At 45.1% G+C, this 13,188-nt stretch carries 17 protein-coding genes; 8 read left to right on the top strand and 9 right to left on the bottom strand.

The features are described from left to right. Nucleotides 1-146: 146 nt before the first annotated feature. From ACQW03_RS07660 to ACQW03_RS07680, 5 genes are all read right to left on the bottom strand, one after another. Nucleotides 147-1,706 (bottom strand): ABC transporter ATP-binding protein, encoded by a 1,560-nt coding sequence (locus tag ACQW03_RS07660; protein WP_441949065.1) that lies wholly within the window; start codon nucleotides 1,704-1,706, stop codon nucleotides 147-149. Between the two features lie 56 nt (nucleotides 1,707-1,762). After that, entirely contained in the window at nucleotides 1,763-2,350 is a 588-nt protein-coding gene (locus ACQW03_RS07665; RefSeq protein WP_023986963.1) for an ECF transporter S component, read from the bottom strand. Nucleotides 2,351-2,507: 157 nt separating this feature from the next. Continuing rightward, nucleotides 2,508-3,266, bottom strand: a complete 759-nt coding sequence (locus tag ACQW03_RS07670) for an energy-coupling factor transporter transmembrane component T family protein (RefSeq protein WP_441949068.1) — start codon at nucleotides 3,264-3,266, stop codon at nucleotides 2,508-2,510. Further along, a complete protein-coding gene (locus ACQW03_RS07675; RefSeq protein WP_441949070.1) occupies nucleotides 3,250-3,846 on the bottom strand; it encodes a GNAT family N-acetyltransferase in 597 nt (198 codons plus the stop codon). The genes ACQW03_RS07670 and ACQW03_RS07675 overlap by 17 nt, the downstream gene beginning before the upstream one ends. Nucleotides 3,847-4,064: 218 nt before the next feature. Then, nucleotides 4,065-4,370 carry a hypothetical protein gene (locus ACQW03_RS07680; RefSeq protein ID WP_023986960.1) on the bottom strand — a complete coding sequence of 102 codons (306 nt, stop codon included), beginning with the start codon at nucleotides 4,368-4,370 and terminating at the stop codon, nucleotides 4,065-4,067. 342 nt (nucleotides 4,371-4,712) lie between these two features. Here ACQW03_RS07680 and ACQW03_RS07685 point away from each other — a divergent pair, with 342 nt between their 5' ends. Together ACQW03_RS07685 and ACQW03_RS07690 are read left to right on the top strand one after the other, a co-directional pair. Next, nucleotides 4,713-5,192 carry a GAF domain-containing protein gene (locus tag ACQW03_RS07685; protein ID WP_441949072.1) on the top strand — a complete coding sequence of 160 codons (480 nt, stop codon included), beginning with the start codon at nucleotides 4,713-4,715 and terminating at the stop codon, nucleotides 5,190-5,192. Nucleotides 5,193-5,282: 90 nt separating this feature from the next. Further along, nucleotides 5,283-5,759, top strand: coding sequence for a hypothetical protein (locus tag ACQW03_RS07690; RefSeq protein WP_250273112.1), 477 nt, complete (start codon nucleotides 5,283-5,285; stop codon nucleotides 5,757-5,759). A 98-nt stretch (nucleotides 5,760-5,857) separates the two neighbouring features. Here ACQW03_RS07690 and ACQW03_RS07695 read toward each other — a convergent pair whose 3' ends face one another. The 3 genes from ACQW03_RS07695 to ACQW03_RS07705 all read right to left on the bottom strand — a co-directional run bounded on the left by ACQW03_RS07695 (nucleotide 5,858) and on the right by ACQW03_RS07705 (nucleotide 7,661). Further along, the gene (locus ACQW03_RS07695) at nucleotides 5,858-6,622 is read right to left on the bottom strand and encodes a MerR family transcriptional regulator (RefSeq protein WP_441949074.1); all 765 of its coding nucleotides are present in this window, start codon (nucleotides 6,620-6,622) and stop codon (nucleotides 5,858-5,860) included. A 252-nt stretch (nucleotides 6,623-6,874) separates the two neighbouring features. Further along, a complete protein-coding gene (locus ACQW03_RS07700) occupies nucleotides 6,875-7,246 on the bottom strand; it encodes a MerR family transcriptional regulator (RefSeq protein ID WP_071639495.1) in 372 nt (123 codons plus the stop codon). A 115-nt stretch (nucleotides 7,247-7,361) separates the two neighbouring features. Next, on the bottom strand, nucleotides 7,362-7,661 hold the full coding sequence (locus ACQW03_RS07705; protein ID WP_441949077.1) for a hypothetical protein: 300 nt from the start codon (nucleotides 7,659-7,661) through the stop codon (nucleotides 7,362-7,364). A 437-nt stretch (nucleotides 7,662-8,098) separates the two neighbouring features. On the opposite strand from ACQW03_RS07705, the gene ACQW03_RS07710 reads away from it, so the two are divergent. From ACQW03_RS07710 to ACQW03_RS07720, 3 genes are all read left to right on the top strand, one after another. After that, nucleotides 8,099-8,563: an AbrB/MazE/SpoVT family DNA-binding domain-containing protein gene (locus ACQW03_RS07710; RefSeq protein WP_013308700.1), complete on the top strand. Its 465-nt coding sequence runs from the start codon at nucleotides 8,099-8,101 to the stop codon at nucleotides 8,561-8,563. 421 nt (nucleotides 8,564-8,984) lie between these two features. After that, entirely contained in the window at nucleotides 8,985-9,470 is a 486-nt protein-coding gene (locus ACQW03_RS07715; RefSeq protein WP_441949079.1) for a hypothetical protein, read from the top strand. Between the two features lie 240 nt (nucleotides 9,471-9,710). Then, the gene (locus tag ACQW03_RS07720; RefSeq protein ID WP_441949081.1) at nucleotides 9,711-10,277 is read left to right on the top strand and encodes a hypothetical protein; all 567 of its coding nucleotides are present in this window, start codon (nucleotides 9,711-9,713) and stop codon (nucleotides 10,275-10,277) included. A gap of 185 nt (nucleotides 10,278-10,462) precedes the next feature. On the opposite strand, the gene ACQW03_RS07725 is transcribed toward ACQW03_RS07720, so the two are convergent. Continuing rightward, on the bottom strand, nucleotides 10,463-11,029 hold the full coding sequence (locus ACQW03_RS07725) for an NAD(P)H-dependent oxidoreductase (protein WP_441949083.1): 567 nt from the start codon (nucleotides 11,027-11,029) through the stop codon (nucleotides 10,463-10,465). A gap of 413 nt (nucleotides 11,030-11,442) precedes the next feature. Here ACQW03_RS07725 and ACQW03_RS07730 point away from each other — a divergent pair, with 413 nt between their 5' ends. From ACQW03_RS07730 to ACQW03_RS07740, 3 genes are all read left to right on the top strand, one after another. After that, a complete protein-coding gene (locus ACQW03_RS07730) occupies nucleotides 11,443-12,354 on the top strand; it encodes a helix-turn-helix transcriptional regulator (protein WP_441949085.1) in 912 nt (303 codons plus the stop codon). Nucleotides 12,355-12,442: 88 nt separating this feature from the next. After that, a complete protein-coding gene (locus ACQW03_RS07735; RefSeq protein ID WP_071639489.1) occupies nucleotides 12,443-12,793 on the top strand; it encodes a nuclear transport factor 2 family protein in 351 nt (116 codons plus the stop codon). 18 nt (nucleotides 12,794-12,811) lie between these two features. Continuing rightward, on the top strand, nucleotides 12,812-13,138 hold the full coding sequence (locus ACQW03_RS07740; RefSeq protein ID WP_233901811.1) for a DUF1330 domain-containing protein: 327 nt from the start codon (nucleotides 12,812-12,814) through the stop codon (nucleotides 13,136-13,138). Nucleotides 13,139-13,188: the final 50 nt, after the last annotated feature.

Below are 13,188 nucleotides of genomic sequence, written 5' to 3' on the forward strand. Positions count from 1 at the left end.
CAAATCCTTCCCTTATAAAACTGTGTTGTATCTGTACGGTTTGCCTTTCCAGGTTGGATTATTACCCGCACTGTATAATCGTAAACAGGCGGCCTATATAGGCCGCCTGTTTTGTACGATGTATATATATTATTGTCTACATATCGTTAATTTTTGTCAACTGTCATCGCATGATAAATCTCGCTATTTTCCACTTTATAGAGATGACCCTCTTCCATGCACAGAACATCGCTGGCAAAGCTTTCAGCCACCTGCATATCGTGGGTGATGACCAGAAAAGCCGCACCTTCGGCAGACTGCTCTGTGCACATACGGAGCAGAATACTCGCCCCTTCGTAATCCGTTCCTGCGGTAGGCTCATCCAAAATGTATAGCTTTTTGGGCAAGATGAACTGTGCCGCAACGCTCAAGAGCCTTTTTTCGCCTCCACTTAGCAGGAACGGGGAGGCATCCAGTCTGTGCTCCAGCCTGGCGGCGGCCAGCAAGCGCTGCGCCCGTTCCACATATGCCGCGGGAACCGGCTCCCCAGTCCGTAAACCAAGCTTGGCGCGCACGCTATACAAGCACTCCTCCCACACCGTTGCAGCTGCAAACTGATGCTCTGGCTGCTGGAACACATAGCCGATTCCGGTAGCCAGCTGGTGAATTGGCAGCTTCGCCATATCCTGCCCCTCCCACCGCATGCACCCCTTCGGTGCTGGGAGTAGGCCCATGAGCAACTTGCCGAGCGTGGTTTTACCCGAGCCGTTCTCACCCAGCAGCACGGCTCGTTCACCGGGCGCAAGAGCTAGGCTCACGCCCTTTAGCGCTGCCCGCTGGCTACCGGGATAGGTGAAGGTCAATCCCTTCACCTCCAACAATGGCTGTCCAGCGCGGTCCGCCGCTGAGCCGGGATTCACCCCCGGCTCACGTGGCATGTCTCCCCTCCCTGCGGGAGAGGGGAGCAGCCCCAAGGCGGCCAGCTGCGCACCATGCTCGCGCAGCAGCGTTTCGGGCGGACCCTGGAGCTGCACGGTCCCGCCTTTCAAGACGATGACGCGCTGCGCTGCTCGCGCGCCATCGTCTATGCGGCCGGACGCGGTGACCACCGTCCGGCCTGCCGCATGGAGCCGCCGACATAACTCTACGAAGTCGCATACAGCCGGCGGGTCCAACTGCGCAGCTGCGTCGTCGAACACGACCAGCGGCGCTTCCAACGCCAGTACCGCAGCAATCGCGGTGCGTTGGCGCTGGCCTCCCGAGAGGCGCCGCACGAAGGAGCCGCGCTCGGGAGCTAGGCCGACGGCCTCCAGCGCAGCAGCAATGCGCTGCGCTATTTCTGTCGGAGGCACACGCAGGTTCTCCGGCCCAAAAGCAATCTCATCTTCGACGATTCCCTGCACCAGCTGGGCATCCGGGTCCTGAAGCACGACGCCGACAGTGGTGGCGACAGTAGCCAGATCAGCGGTATCGGGGTCCATACCGTACACGGTCAGCTCCCCTGTCCGTTCGCCCTCACCGGAACGGGACAATCCGCCATGAAGCAGTTGACATAGCGTAGACTTTCCACTTCCACTAGCTCCGACAATGGCTACATGCTCACCCACCGCAATGTCCAGTGTCAGACCATGTAACGCTGGCTCTGCCTGATCATCATACCGATAGCCAAAATTCTTCAAGGATACGGCTATTTTACGGCTAGAATTATAATCGCTATGTTCATTCATAACTGAAATACCCTCGATCCCCATTGTTGAAGATATAACCACGTGCATAGCCACGGCTATGCACGTGAAGCGCGTCCCAGTTCAAAACGTTTTAACAATCCCGTACGATTTAAGGCATCGCCCAGCACTTTCGTCAGCAGACCGCATAGGACAATGCCGCTCAGGATACGAACGACCAGTGCAATCGTCAGCACCTTCCAACCCCAATGCATATAGCCAAACATATTGGCTGCGACAATAAACCACAGCGGAACCATAGCCCCACCCACTAGCATCAGCGAAACTGCGTTCCAGCGCCGATACCGCAACAAGGCAAATACCAACTCAGCCGCAATCATATAGCAGACAGCCGCCGCGATAATAGAAGCAATTCCATAAGCAGATCCCATAAAAGACTGCACTACCGCGCCAAAAGCATAAGCAATAACCGCCGTACCCGGCTTACGAATAATATAATAGGCCAACAAGCCGTATATCATGTACAGTCCGACAATAGCGGAAGTTGCAATAGGCCCTCCCAGACTATTTAATGTTTTGTTAATGAGCGACAAATACACGGTCATGACGCCGTTCAACGTGGCTAGCATCGCCATGAGTACGATATCCAGCGTTGTAAACTTTGCAAACATACGAGATTCCTTCATATGTACTTCTTGACTCCTCTCCCTATCTAATCTATAAGATTACAGCTCTGATCCTTGTACAAGCTGCTACTGTATAAATGTATTCATTTGCAGTCTTATTGTCAACCTTATTATATCTAATAGGTTGACAATAAGAACAAAAATAAGAGGCTTCACTTTATAAGCTCCACCATAAAACAGCCGTAGTTAATACAGCAGTCATAGCACATAAATTGCCTACACGCCCATTGTTCAGTGTACGAAGATATGTCCGTTCTGCATAAGCGCCGAAACCTTTGCCCTCCATAGCCAGCGCCGTCTGCTGAACCCGTCTTACAGCATTCACCAACACGGCAGCCGCATACCCGCTCCACCATGATAACCGATTGCCCCACCCTCGTGGTGGTTCCTGTCCACGAACACGCCGTGCTGCCATAATGGTTCGCCCTTCTTCTTCCAATAAGGGGAGAAACGTTAGTGCCACTGAAATACCGAACGCAAACCGATAGGGAACACGCAAGCGCAGATTCAATGCCTGCACAAAATCTCGGGGATCGGTCGTCGAGAGATAGATATAAGATGCCAAAAACAACACAAAAATCCGCAACGTTAACGCCCCTGCGATATCCAGTCCCTCTGCTGTAATGACAATGGGTCCCCATGAAGCCACGGTATATCCTTCTCGAATCGCTAGGATAGACAGTATAAAATACGGGATACCTAAACCAATCAGGAACGACATAGCCCGAAGTTGGCGTGCTAAGGTCAAACGTGCGCCCAAGCCAGCCACAGCAATCAGTACAGCCAAGAGTGCTGCTTCCCGCAACGTCGAATCCCATGCCATCGACAGGAGGCTAAAGCACCCCACCCATATTAGCTTACTTAACGGCCCTAGCCTGTGCAACGGCGACGAACCACCGTTATACTGAAACAGCATTTCGTTGTGCCTCCAATCTGATCCATTCTTCATGCAGTAAAGAATACATCAGCATATCCTTAAAGCCTGTAGATGTATGCTGTACCTGCCGCAGCAGTCCTTCCTGTGTCCAGCCCATCGAGGACAGCAGGGCTTGCGAGCCTGTATTACGCGGGTCCACCAGCGCTTCGATCCGATTCAACCGAATCGTGTTATACCCGAATGACAGCACCAAGCGTAGCGCCTCGGTCATGTAACCCTGTCGCCAATAAGGCTTGGCTATCTCATAACCAATCTCAGCTTTATAAGCTCCCTCCGTCTGCCAATAATTAAAACCACAGCTTCCAATCAACTTCCCATTCTCCTTCAGCTCTATTCCCCAGCGCAGCGCATCCTCCGTCTTCGCCAGCTCATTCAATAGCTCAATCATCTCCTCTGCGTCCTCACGTCCTGACATACCAGAAAGGTTCATATAACGGTGAACCTCCGGGTCAGACCAGCAAGCGAACATCGTAGCCGCATCCCCGCTTTCCATCCTTCGCAGCCGAAGACGCGGACTTTCCAGCGGTGGTATATGCCCCTTACATGCATATGCACACATGTTCAATCATCCTTCCAGCATTAAAATGACTAAATATACGCTACATTTAAGCATACACCTTCAACAAACACAACCTTATTTAAAGCTGAGAAGCTTATATATATAAATAGCCCTCCTGTTCCTAGGATTAGGAATTAGAAGGGCATCTTCTATATTATAAGAGATTAAACCGTTTGAGGGCTTGTCTTCCGAATCAAAAGTATTGAGCATCTAAGCCTTTAAGAAGAGACTCGGGTAGTGGTGCGCGTCGGTTTCTTCACAACATCCTTGTACAGTACGCCCAGCATCGACTGAATTTCCTGTAATTCATCGATCCCTGCACCAGTAATGCTGAACATATCATCATGAGGTGTCAGAAAGTTTTCCTGCGTCAGGTTTTCAAGCTCCTGCTTGACCTCACGTTCTCCTACACGGTAACCGCGCTCTTCCAACACAGGTTGAATATCTCTTACCGTGAGATCGTTCTGATGTGCATAAGAAAGCATCTGTATACGAATAAACAAGTTCTGAACATCTGCATGCATAATTGTAACTCCTCCCTGGCCTAGGCCAACCATGTTACACTGTTTTTACCCATAGAGGATAAGCTGGAAACAGATGAGGGCAACCCTTGCTGAATTACTTTTTATATTGTTTGCCCCGCTAAAACGTATAGCTTTCCCCTTCCCAAAATGATTCTGTACAGAGGTTAGAGTACGGAGAATACCGAAAGGTTACAAAGTGATTTTCCACTTGACTGAATATATACAATCGTTATATCTTAAATTAATTAACCAATGGTAAAAGCGAATTGCATAATTACCTATTTTTTGATGATATATACAACCGTTAATGTAAAAATTTAATGTTAGGAGCGTGAACTCTACATGTTTCAAACTATACCTTACGAGGGCACACGTCATGAACAATTCGAATCGGTTCTTGGACAACTCCGGGCACTTATTCATGATGAATCCAATACCATTGCCAATCTGGCAAATGCTTCAGCATTACTTGGTCATTTCCTTCCAGATATTAATTGGAGCGGTTTCTATCTTTATGATGGCACTGAGCTTGTACTTGGTCCTTTCCAGGGATTACCTGCATGTATACGGATTCCACTGGGACGTGGCGTATGCGGTACTGCAGCCGCAGAACAACGAACGCTTGTTGTAGACGATGTGCATGCGTTTCCAGGACATATTGCCTGTGACGCTGCTTCCAATAGTGAAATCGTTATTCCCCTTGTCAAGAACGGGGAACTGATTGGAGTGCTGGACATTGACAGCCCGCTAAAAAGCCGCTTTGATCACGAAGATCGTGTATTCCTAGAGGAATTTACGGCTATTCTGGTAGCCAGCCTATAACCAAAAATAGCGCATATATATCGTCTTCCTTCGCCACAATATAGGAGGGTCTGAAACCCAAAACTATCCGGCGAAGGAGATTGATGATTCATGTACAACAACATGGCTCCACAACAACAACTTCATCAATGTGAACAAATCATGCAGCAATTGGTACAACAAACACAGCAAGGAACTGCCATGTATCAGCAGTTGCTGCAACAGGAACAACAAAATGCATCCAGTCTTGAAAGCCTGGTGCAACGTGAACGAAGTGCAGCTCAAATGATCCAAACTGCAATTCAGCATCATCAGCAGGCTATGCAGCAGTACCAGCAAGTTATTCAACTGTGTAGTCAGTTGGAAAACTCTATTCGATCCAGTAGTCAAATGACTCAGCCCGGATTTGGCGATAGCTACGCCTCACGCAGTATGCAACCATCCTCCTATAATGCAGGAAGCCACATGAATCACAGCTTCCCGCAACACATGGGGACGACTGGACAGCATTATGTAAGCGGTAGTGGCATGCAGCAGTACGGAAACAACAGCCAGCAAGGCATGAGAGCGACACAAAGCACCATGTAAACTGCTCTACACACAAAAAGGGTGAACAGCAGGCCATCGGAATTGGCTTGTTGTTCACCTTTTTTTCAGACCTTTTACAGCCCTTCTTCCCCGCTTTGTTAATTTAATTCCCGTTCGGCTAGAACCTTCATCCCGTCTCGCAAATACTCAGCTAGTCCGGGACGATAGCCTTCATACATTTTACTGAAATCCTCATGCTCCACATACAAGTCTCCCAGCCCGCTATAAATTTCTGCTGTAGGAGTATAGAATCGGCTTACCCATTGAAGATGACGGCGGATCAGCGCCTGTACTTCTTCACTATTATGCTTCAATCCTTTATTCATGGCTTCGGCCAGCTGCCGATGAATCTGATCAGCCTCTGCCTGTGAATCTAAGTAATACTCTTTGCTCCAGTTCTTTGTCGCCGTCTTGCTCTCCTGAATTGTTTTCTGAGCCTCTTGACCATAACGGTCTGTCAAATCACGTTCGTACATTTCCTGCTTTTCCGGGTTAAACCCTTGGTACATGTGCTCTGGTTTCATTGCTTGTTCCCCTTCCAAATGAGCCACCGTTTCGTCGATGGTCTGTAGGAGAGTATGCAAGCGGAAGACTTTGGCCTCGACCTTGGCTCGATGCTCCTGCAAAACCTCGGCTTTTTGTTCCTTGGTTTGCTCCAGCACATTTCCAATTTCAGATAAAGGCAAATCCAGTTCCCTGTACACCATGATTTGCTGAAGCCTCAAAAGTTGTTCCTGTTCGTAATAGCGATATCCATTATTTCCAATATGATGCGGTTTCAGCAATCCGATTTCATCATAATAATGCAAAGTTCGTACGCTGATTCCCGACAGATTAGATACTTCCTTTACCGTATAGGCCATTCCGCTTCACCTCCCTTGCTTGACAGTCTAGTGTCTCACGTGGCGTGAGAGTCAACACCCCCACTTGCCCACCTTGGTACTACACTTTTACCCTATAAGCGCGTTGTGAACCGCCCATTTTCCATACTTACGACCTAGAATCTGCATCTTTAGATATCTATGCAAAAAAGCCCTCCAGCACGTATTCTCAAATATGCCGGGGGCTCCATCTATTCGATTTGACTTTACCACTATTTACAGATCAAATGATACCTAAGAGAGGCTTTTCCCCATAACCACATGATCATAAAAAGCTATCTTTTGAATAATTTTCTCCAAATTGTGCTGCGTTTGTGCCACATGTGCTTCCACTTTCTTTTTGTGGGCTACAAGAAAATCTCTTCTCTCTTGGATTGTAGCTTCTCCTTTTCCATTTAGCTCAAGGTATGCCTTAATTTCTTCAATAGTCATCCCTGTATCTTTCATAGCCATAAGGAACCTAATCCAATCGATTTGTTTTTCGGTATATACCCTTCTTCCACCTTCATCCCGACCGACATCAGGTAATATGCCTTCTTTTTCATAATAACGAAGGGTAGATGCGGGCAATCCGCTCTTGATTTGAACTTCTTTAATGGAGTACATGGTTATTCCCCTCCTCGTTTTTTTATTTTCTCTTCAAGTCAGCTTTAACAATAAGTATAAGTTTTCATAGTAAAGAGTGCAAAATTAAGATTCCGATATTCGTCTAGCAGAAAAGCTAGCCCTCTCCCTGTCCTTCTTCTCTCAATTTCCCAATATAACTCCTAACATTCTCCTCCGGATGGTTCACTTCCCAATGATCCAACAGCCGATTAACCTCCTCATCCAGAGGGTTCAGCCGATAATAAAATATGGCCGCTCGTAATTGGTGATGCTCTTCGACAGGTTCATCGTCGGGCCAGTGGTACTCTTGCTTGCCATTCCCATCGGTAGTCCCTATAGCTCCATCCAGCAAGGGGGAACGGCCTTCTAGGCCTTCACCGCGGGCAATTGCTTTGAGAAAATCGGTATGCCTCATGGCAACATCCGGCGACATGGCTGATAATATCGTCCACAATCTGGTCGGTCTGAAGACCTTCACGTGCTAATCGAGTTAGTACCCGTACCGCCTTATATTGCGTCCAATCGTACACACCGAATAGCAGTATCCTAATCGATTGCCACCACAGCTTTCTTATTCTTCTTCCAAAACTGAAGTATTCTCATATGTAATTCACATCTCCTTATCCCGTGTTACTAACAATTTCATTGCCAACTAGAATATCCTTTATGAATATATATCGGAAATTCTTTATAATCTCCTCAACACGTTTCCCCCAATAAAAAAACATATTTTGGGAATTACTTGTATACTTTTCAACAGTTTACTAAATATATGCGATTGCTTCTCTAAGCCTATTCTTTTTTATCATAACTATTTAGTATTATAAGGATATAAAAAAAGGAGGTTATCATTTGAAAAGTACAGGTATGACACGTCCCCTAGATGCGTTAGGCCGTATCGTTATCCCCAAAGAAATGCGAATTTCCATGGATTATAATGTGGGTGATCCTGTTGAGATTTTTGCAGATGAGGAAACTGGTATTCTCGCCTTTCGAAAATATACTGGGGTGACGTGTAAAATGTGTGGTTCAACAGAACAATTAACTTATTTTAGAGACAGCTTTATTTGCGGGGAATGTATTGAAAGTTTAAAAAAGGGAATACATTTTAGCCCTATCCTAAGACCAGCCAAATCAGCTTTATCCAACTCACAACGATCTATTAAAGAGCCCAAACGTCTGCGGCGATCGACACAACAGATGATCGAAAGTCTAAAAGAATTAATGCAAAAACACCCCAATGCAGCACAGCACGAATATGCCAAAATACTTGAGGTTTCCCAAGCCCGTATATCCCAGCTCAAAAAAATGCTCTAACTACAGCTTGATACCCTACATAGATATACACCAGAGATTTCATCATGTGCAGCTACTTTTGAACCGTGATACGCAGCATCATAGCTAACCGACAAAACGCATGAACGTCCATGCGAAAATTCCACACTAGGTATAAAGAACCAGTGAATGACTTGCAAGCGAGAACGCCTATAAACAGAAGGCTGTGCTACATTTAATAATGGTTCCTGAATTAAAAAATGACCTTCTTTAATTAGAGAAGGTCATTTCATTTATTTATTCATTTTTCTATAGTAAACCACCGCACACTTCTAATGTTATTTTTCAATTAATACACTTTAACCCCAATAATGTAAAAAAATATTTTACAACTATGATTTATCACCAAAAAAAGTAAAACTGTTTTTACATATGGTAGTAAATAAGGATGGGTGAATCTAATATGAACAAACCTGCTCAAATTTTTTCTATTCTTATACTTTCCGTAAGTGTAAGTGTGTTTGCTGGTTGTGGAAAGCAGGAAACAACGGATACATCTACCAATGAAACAATACCAACAACCTCAGAAACAGTAGTAAAAGAAGGAACAGATCAACCAGCCGCCCTGCAAAACTTGGACGAGATCAAATGGAATGATGTTAAAGACCCTCTAATTGAGGATGCCATGATAGCAAAACTCAAAGCAGCAATAGCTGCCTTCGTGTCAAAAGATTTGGATCAATTCCATGCTGCGCTCGGTCCAGACGTTGGAACAGGTCACGATTACCTCTTCGATCATCCGGTGAAGTTTACTGGTATTGCTGAAGCTATGAAAGAAAATAATCGGATATTGATACCCATTGTAGGGGAACGGCTGAATAATGAAGAAGGATATTCACCCGATATACGATATACCTTCTATTTAGAAAAAGATAAAGATGGTGCATGACAAATTGTTTCAATTGATTAACTAAATTCTCTAAGAAGCATTTATCTCGATTTCATCCATGATGCTATAAACCAAATGCTTTTCATTCGCAAAGATATGTTTTTAGTAGTCGCTAAAAGCACACTTTTTTGGGACAATGAATTTTTTCAAAAGAATATCTTGTAGCAACATTGCCCATTCCAACAAGTACGTTTGCACATATGATGTTGCAAAATTCAATTTAAAGGAGAGATACACACCTTGTCTAAACATTCTTCTCATCGTTCGATGGGACCGTTACAACCACATTTCGCGACCACTACTGAAGTGAGCAATTTTGTTAATTTATGGGGAATATTTACTGTGAATGGTCAACAGATCGTTGCTTTTGTAAAAAGCGTAGATCCCACTAACAAATCAATGTTAGTGCTATATCCTAATGGCACACAGTCTTATATTGATGTTACTCAAATCAGTCAGGCACAAGGCCCTTATCCAAGTATGCCTTCTATTCCAGGACAAAGCGGTGGTCAGGGCGGCGGTCAAGGTGGTGGATCGCATTGGCCTCCTCATGGTCAGGGCGGCGGTCAAGGTGGTGGATCGCATTGGCCTCCTCATGGTCAAGGCGGCGGTCAAGGCGGTGGGTCGCAGTGGTGGCCTCAACATGGTCAAGGCGGCGGTCAGGGTGGTGGGTCGCAGTGGTGGCCTCAACATGGTCAAGGTGGCGGTCAGGGCGGTGGGTCGCAGTGGTGGCCTCAACATGGTCAAGGTGGTGGATCACAGTGGCCTTCCGGTGGATCTCGTAGCGCTAATCGGAAAAATCGGTAAAACTAATATCCCCCCCTTATTGTAGCAATTGCAGCTTGCCATGAGCGAGTGTCGATTGGAATACATTCAATATTGGACCAACCCAAAAGGCATCGCCGGTAGATGCATGCGATGCCTTTTGGGTTAGCTACTGGCTACTTCGATTCCCCTTATTCCTAATTCCCTGCCCCTAAAACATATTTCCATTAGGCTTTGCTGGCCATGTCTGCAATCTGGCGAAGCCACTTCTTACGCGTATCTTCATCAGATTGGGGTACCGACTCGAAAAATAGATGATACATGACGTCAAGTCCACAGTATTCAAATATGCCTTTGTCGGACGTCAAGCGAAGTGCTTGATCCATGCCATTGCTGGCATATTCCGCATGTGATTTTCCTTGCGTATTGAGGATAATTGCTTTCTTTCCCTTGAGCATTCCCATCTGCACTCCATTTACATATTTATAAGCAAATCCGTAAGAGAATACGCGGTCAATATATCCCTTCATAATGGCTGGCATCCCCGTCCACCAAATAGGATAAATAAAGGTGATTACCTCTGCCCATTGCAAAAATCCCTGTTCCCGTACAACATCTTCTCCGATTCCTCCAATAACCTCGCTGCTGCTAACCACAGGTTGAAAGTTGATTGCATATAAATCACGAACAACCACATCATGTCCTTTTTGCTTTAGCGCCTCGACTGCTGTGGTCAAAATTGCATGATTAAAGCTTCCCTCGGATGGATGTGCGTAAATAATAAGATGCTTCATGTTCTCTCCTCCATTTACTTTAAAATAAGTGATTGATCAATTACTTAACTTCGTACTCCTTCAATCAACTGAATCTTCTCAATCCATAGTTCCGTTAAAGATACATTTGAGTAAACTTGGGCGGTATCCTCTCATAAATATCACCTCCGTTGCTTATTAATCCAGTTAGTGATTGATCAATTACTAATGATTGGCCTCAGTATAGTATATTCCTTTTTACTTTGCAAGTGCTCTTTGTTCAGCTCTATATAAAAGATTGTAAAAAGATCTGATCCCAAGGCAGTGTTATTATCGCTGTTCAAGAAAATAAAGTCCCCCAGTTGGTGTCCATTAAGGTGTGATTTCAAGAATCACTTAATATGACTTTATAATGTCATGTTATAAGGTATATGCTATCGAGAGAGGTGAAGCTTATGCCGTTAAGTAGACATTTTGAAATCGTTTATATGTTACTCCATAAGAAAAAAGTGACTGCTGATGAATTGGCAGAGCATTTTGAGGTTTCCACACGAACGATTTATCGGGACATAGATGCCTTAAGCGCAGTTGGGATTCCCATCTACAGCAGTAGAGGCAAGGGTGGCGGAATATCATTGATGGAGGGTTATGTCTTTAACACCTCTTTACTGTCCGAGCAGGAACAAGATGATATCTTAATGGCCCTTCAGAGTGTGGCTACAGCTACCATCCCACAGGTAGAAGAAGTGCTAAACAAGTTGAGTAGGCTTTTTAAAAAAGACATGGGAAACTGGATCGAAGTAGATTTTTCGCCATGGGGAAGCCAAAACAGCCAGAGACAGCTATTCACTCTTATACGCAACGCAATAATCACAAACCGTGTTATAAAGTTCCGCTATTATAACGTCGCCGGGGAACAGAGTTATCGTAGCGTCGAACCTGCCAAGCTCTTGTTTAAAGATAAATCCTGGTATGTGGAAGGTTACTGTTTAAATACCGAAAGTCATCGTGTATTTAAGATTAGCCGAATGAAAGAGATTGCAGTTACCGAAATTAGTTATGAGCCAAGAACGGTCGTAGCATCTACAGATACAAAGATGAACGACTTGCTTCATACCATTGAAGTAACTCTTCATATTTCTGCTCAAGGAGCTTACCGCGTATACGATGAATTTGCCGAGAAAACAATTACTCAGAAGGAAGACGGATCTTATTCCGTCACGGCACAATTTCCTGTAGGCAATTGGCTGGACAGTTATCTGCTGTCCTTTGGTCCCCTCCTTATAGAGGTCAGCCCCGAACAAGTACGTACAAGAATATTGTCTCATTTAGAAACGATGAAAAGAAATTTAAATGATCCTCTATAATATGACACCATGTAGTCATATTATCACTGCTATGATGAGTTTGAAGTTATCGCTCACAACATACTCACCATAGGAGGTTGAAGGATTAATGAATCCACATAAAACCATGCCACCGGCAGTAGAAACTTACTTTACATCAGCGAACAAATCCCCGCTTGAAGTATTTACTTCCGCTTTCGATAAAGATGCGTTGATCTTGGATAATCATCGCGAAATCAAAGGTATGGAAGCCATAAAATCATGGTGTGAAGCAGAAATATTGGAGCCCAATGTCACCTTCGAGATCGTGGATATGGATGACAGTAATAATACCATCGTCGTAATTGCGAAAGTAGACGGAGACTTTGATAAATCGAATCTTCCCGACCCACTCCTACTTAAACATCAATTTCTAGTAAACAACAATAAAATTAAAGAACTGATTATTACACTTCCATAAAGTAATTAAAAGAGGATTTTGCAAAATCCTGAAAAAAATAAGAAAGGGAAAACGAATATGCCCGCTTATGTTGTTTTTATACGTGAACAGAGTACCGATCAAACTGAACTCCAACTCTATTCTGAGTTGGCACCGGCAGGTTTGGCGGGACATTCCGTCAAACCCCTAGCAATGTATGGCGCATACCAAGTCCTCGAAGGACCCGATATTGAAGGGCTGGCCATCTTGGAATTCCCCACGTTTGAGGAAGCACAAGCTTGGTACTTTAGTCCAGCCTATCAAAAAGCCCTAAAACATCGACTGCGCGGAGGGCGGTACCGGGGTGTCATTGTCGAAAGTTTGTAAGGTTCGCAGGACAAGTGAACTCGGAGTGGAGATACCTAGAGGTATTTCTC

This window comes from Paenibacillus sp. DRB1-1, from assembly GCF_052119485.1.
GTDB lineage: Bacteria > Bacillota > Bacilli > Paenibacillales > Paenibacillaceae > Paenibacillus > Paenibacillus polymyxa_B.

Excerpts from the sequence above, each read along its gene's own strand:
- ACQW03_RS07675 (WP_441949070.1), bottom strand. The coding sequence starts at position 3,846 with ATGTGTGCATATGCATGTAAGGGGCATATACCACCGCTGGAAAGTCCG.
- ACQW03_RS07730 (WP_441949085.1), top strand. The coding sequence starts at position 11,443 with ATGCCGTTAAGTAGACATTTTGAAATCGTTTATATGTTACTCCATAAG.
- ACQW03_RS07680 (WP_023986960.1), bottom strand. The coding sequence starts at position 4,370 with ATGCATGCAGATGTTCAGAACTTGTTTATTCGTATACAGATGCTTTCT.
- ACQW03_RS07700 (WP_071639495.1), bottom strand. The coding sequence starts at position 7,246 with ATGTACTCCATTAAAGAAGTTCAAATCAAGAGCGGATTGCCCGCATCT.
- ACQW03_RS07670 (WP_441949068.1), bottom strand. The coding sequence starts at position 3,266 with ATGCTGTTTCAGTATAACGGTGGTTCGTCGCCGTTGCACAGGCTAGGG.
- ACQW03_RS07715 (WP_441949079.1), top strand. The coding sequence starts at position 8,985 with ATGAACAAACCTGCTCAAATTTTTTCTATTCTTATACTTTCCGTAAGT.
- ACQW03_RS07725 (WP_441949083.1), bottom strand. The coding sequence starts at position 11,029 with ATGAAGCATCTTATTATTTACGCACATCCATCCGAGGGAAGCTTTAAT.
- ACQW03_RS07660 (WP_441949065.1), bottom strand. The coding sequence starts at position 1,706 with ATGAATGAACATAGCGATTATAATTCTAGCCGTAAAATAGCCGTATCC.
- ACQW03_RS07685 (WP_441949072.1), top strand. The coding sequence starts at position 4,713 with ATGTTTCAAACTATACCTTACGAGGGCACACGTCATGAACAATTCGAA.
- ACQW03_RS07665 (WP_023986963.1), bottom strand. The coding sequence starts at position 2,350 with ATGAAGGAATCTCGTATGTTTGCAAAGTTTACAACGCTGGATATCGTA.
- ACQW03_RS07735 (WP_071639489.1), top strand. The coding sequence starts at position 12,443 with ATGAATCCACATAAAACCATGCCACCGGCAGTAGAAACTTACTTTACA.
- ACQW03_RS07705 (WP_441949077.1), bottom strand. The coding sequence starts at position 7,661 with ATGAGGCATACCGATTTTCTCAAAGCAATTGCCCGCGGTGAAGGCCTA.
- ACQW03_RS07690 (WP_250273112.1), top strand. The coding sequence starts at position 5,283 with ATGTACAACAACATGGCTCCACAACAACAACTTCATCAATGTGAACAA.
- ACQW03_RS07695 (WP_441949074.1), bottom strand. The coding sequence starts at position 6,622 with ATGGCCTATACGGTAAAGGAAGTATCTAATCTGTCGGGAATCAGCGTA.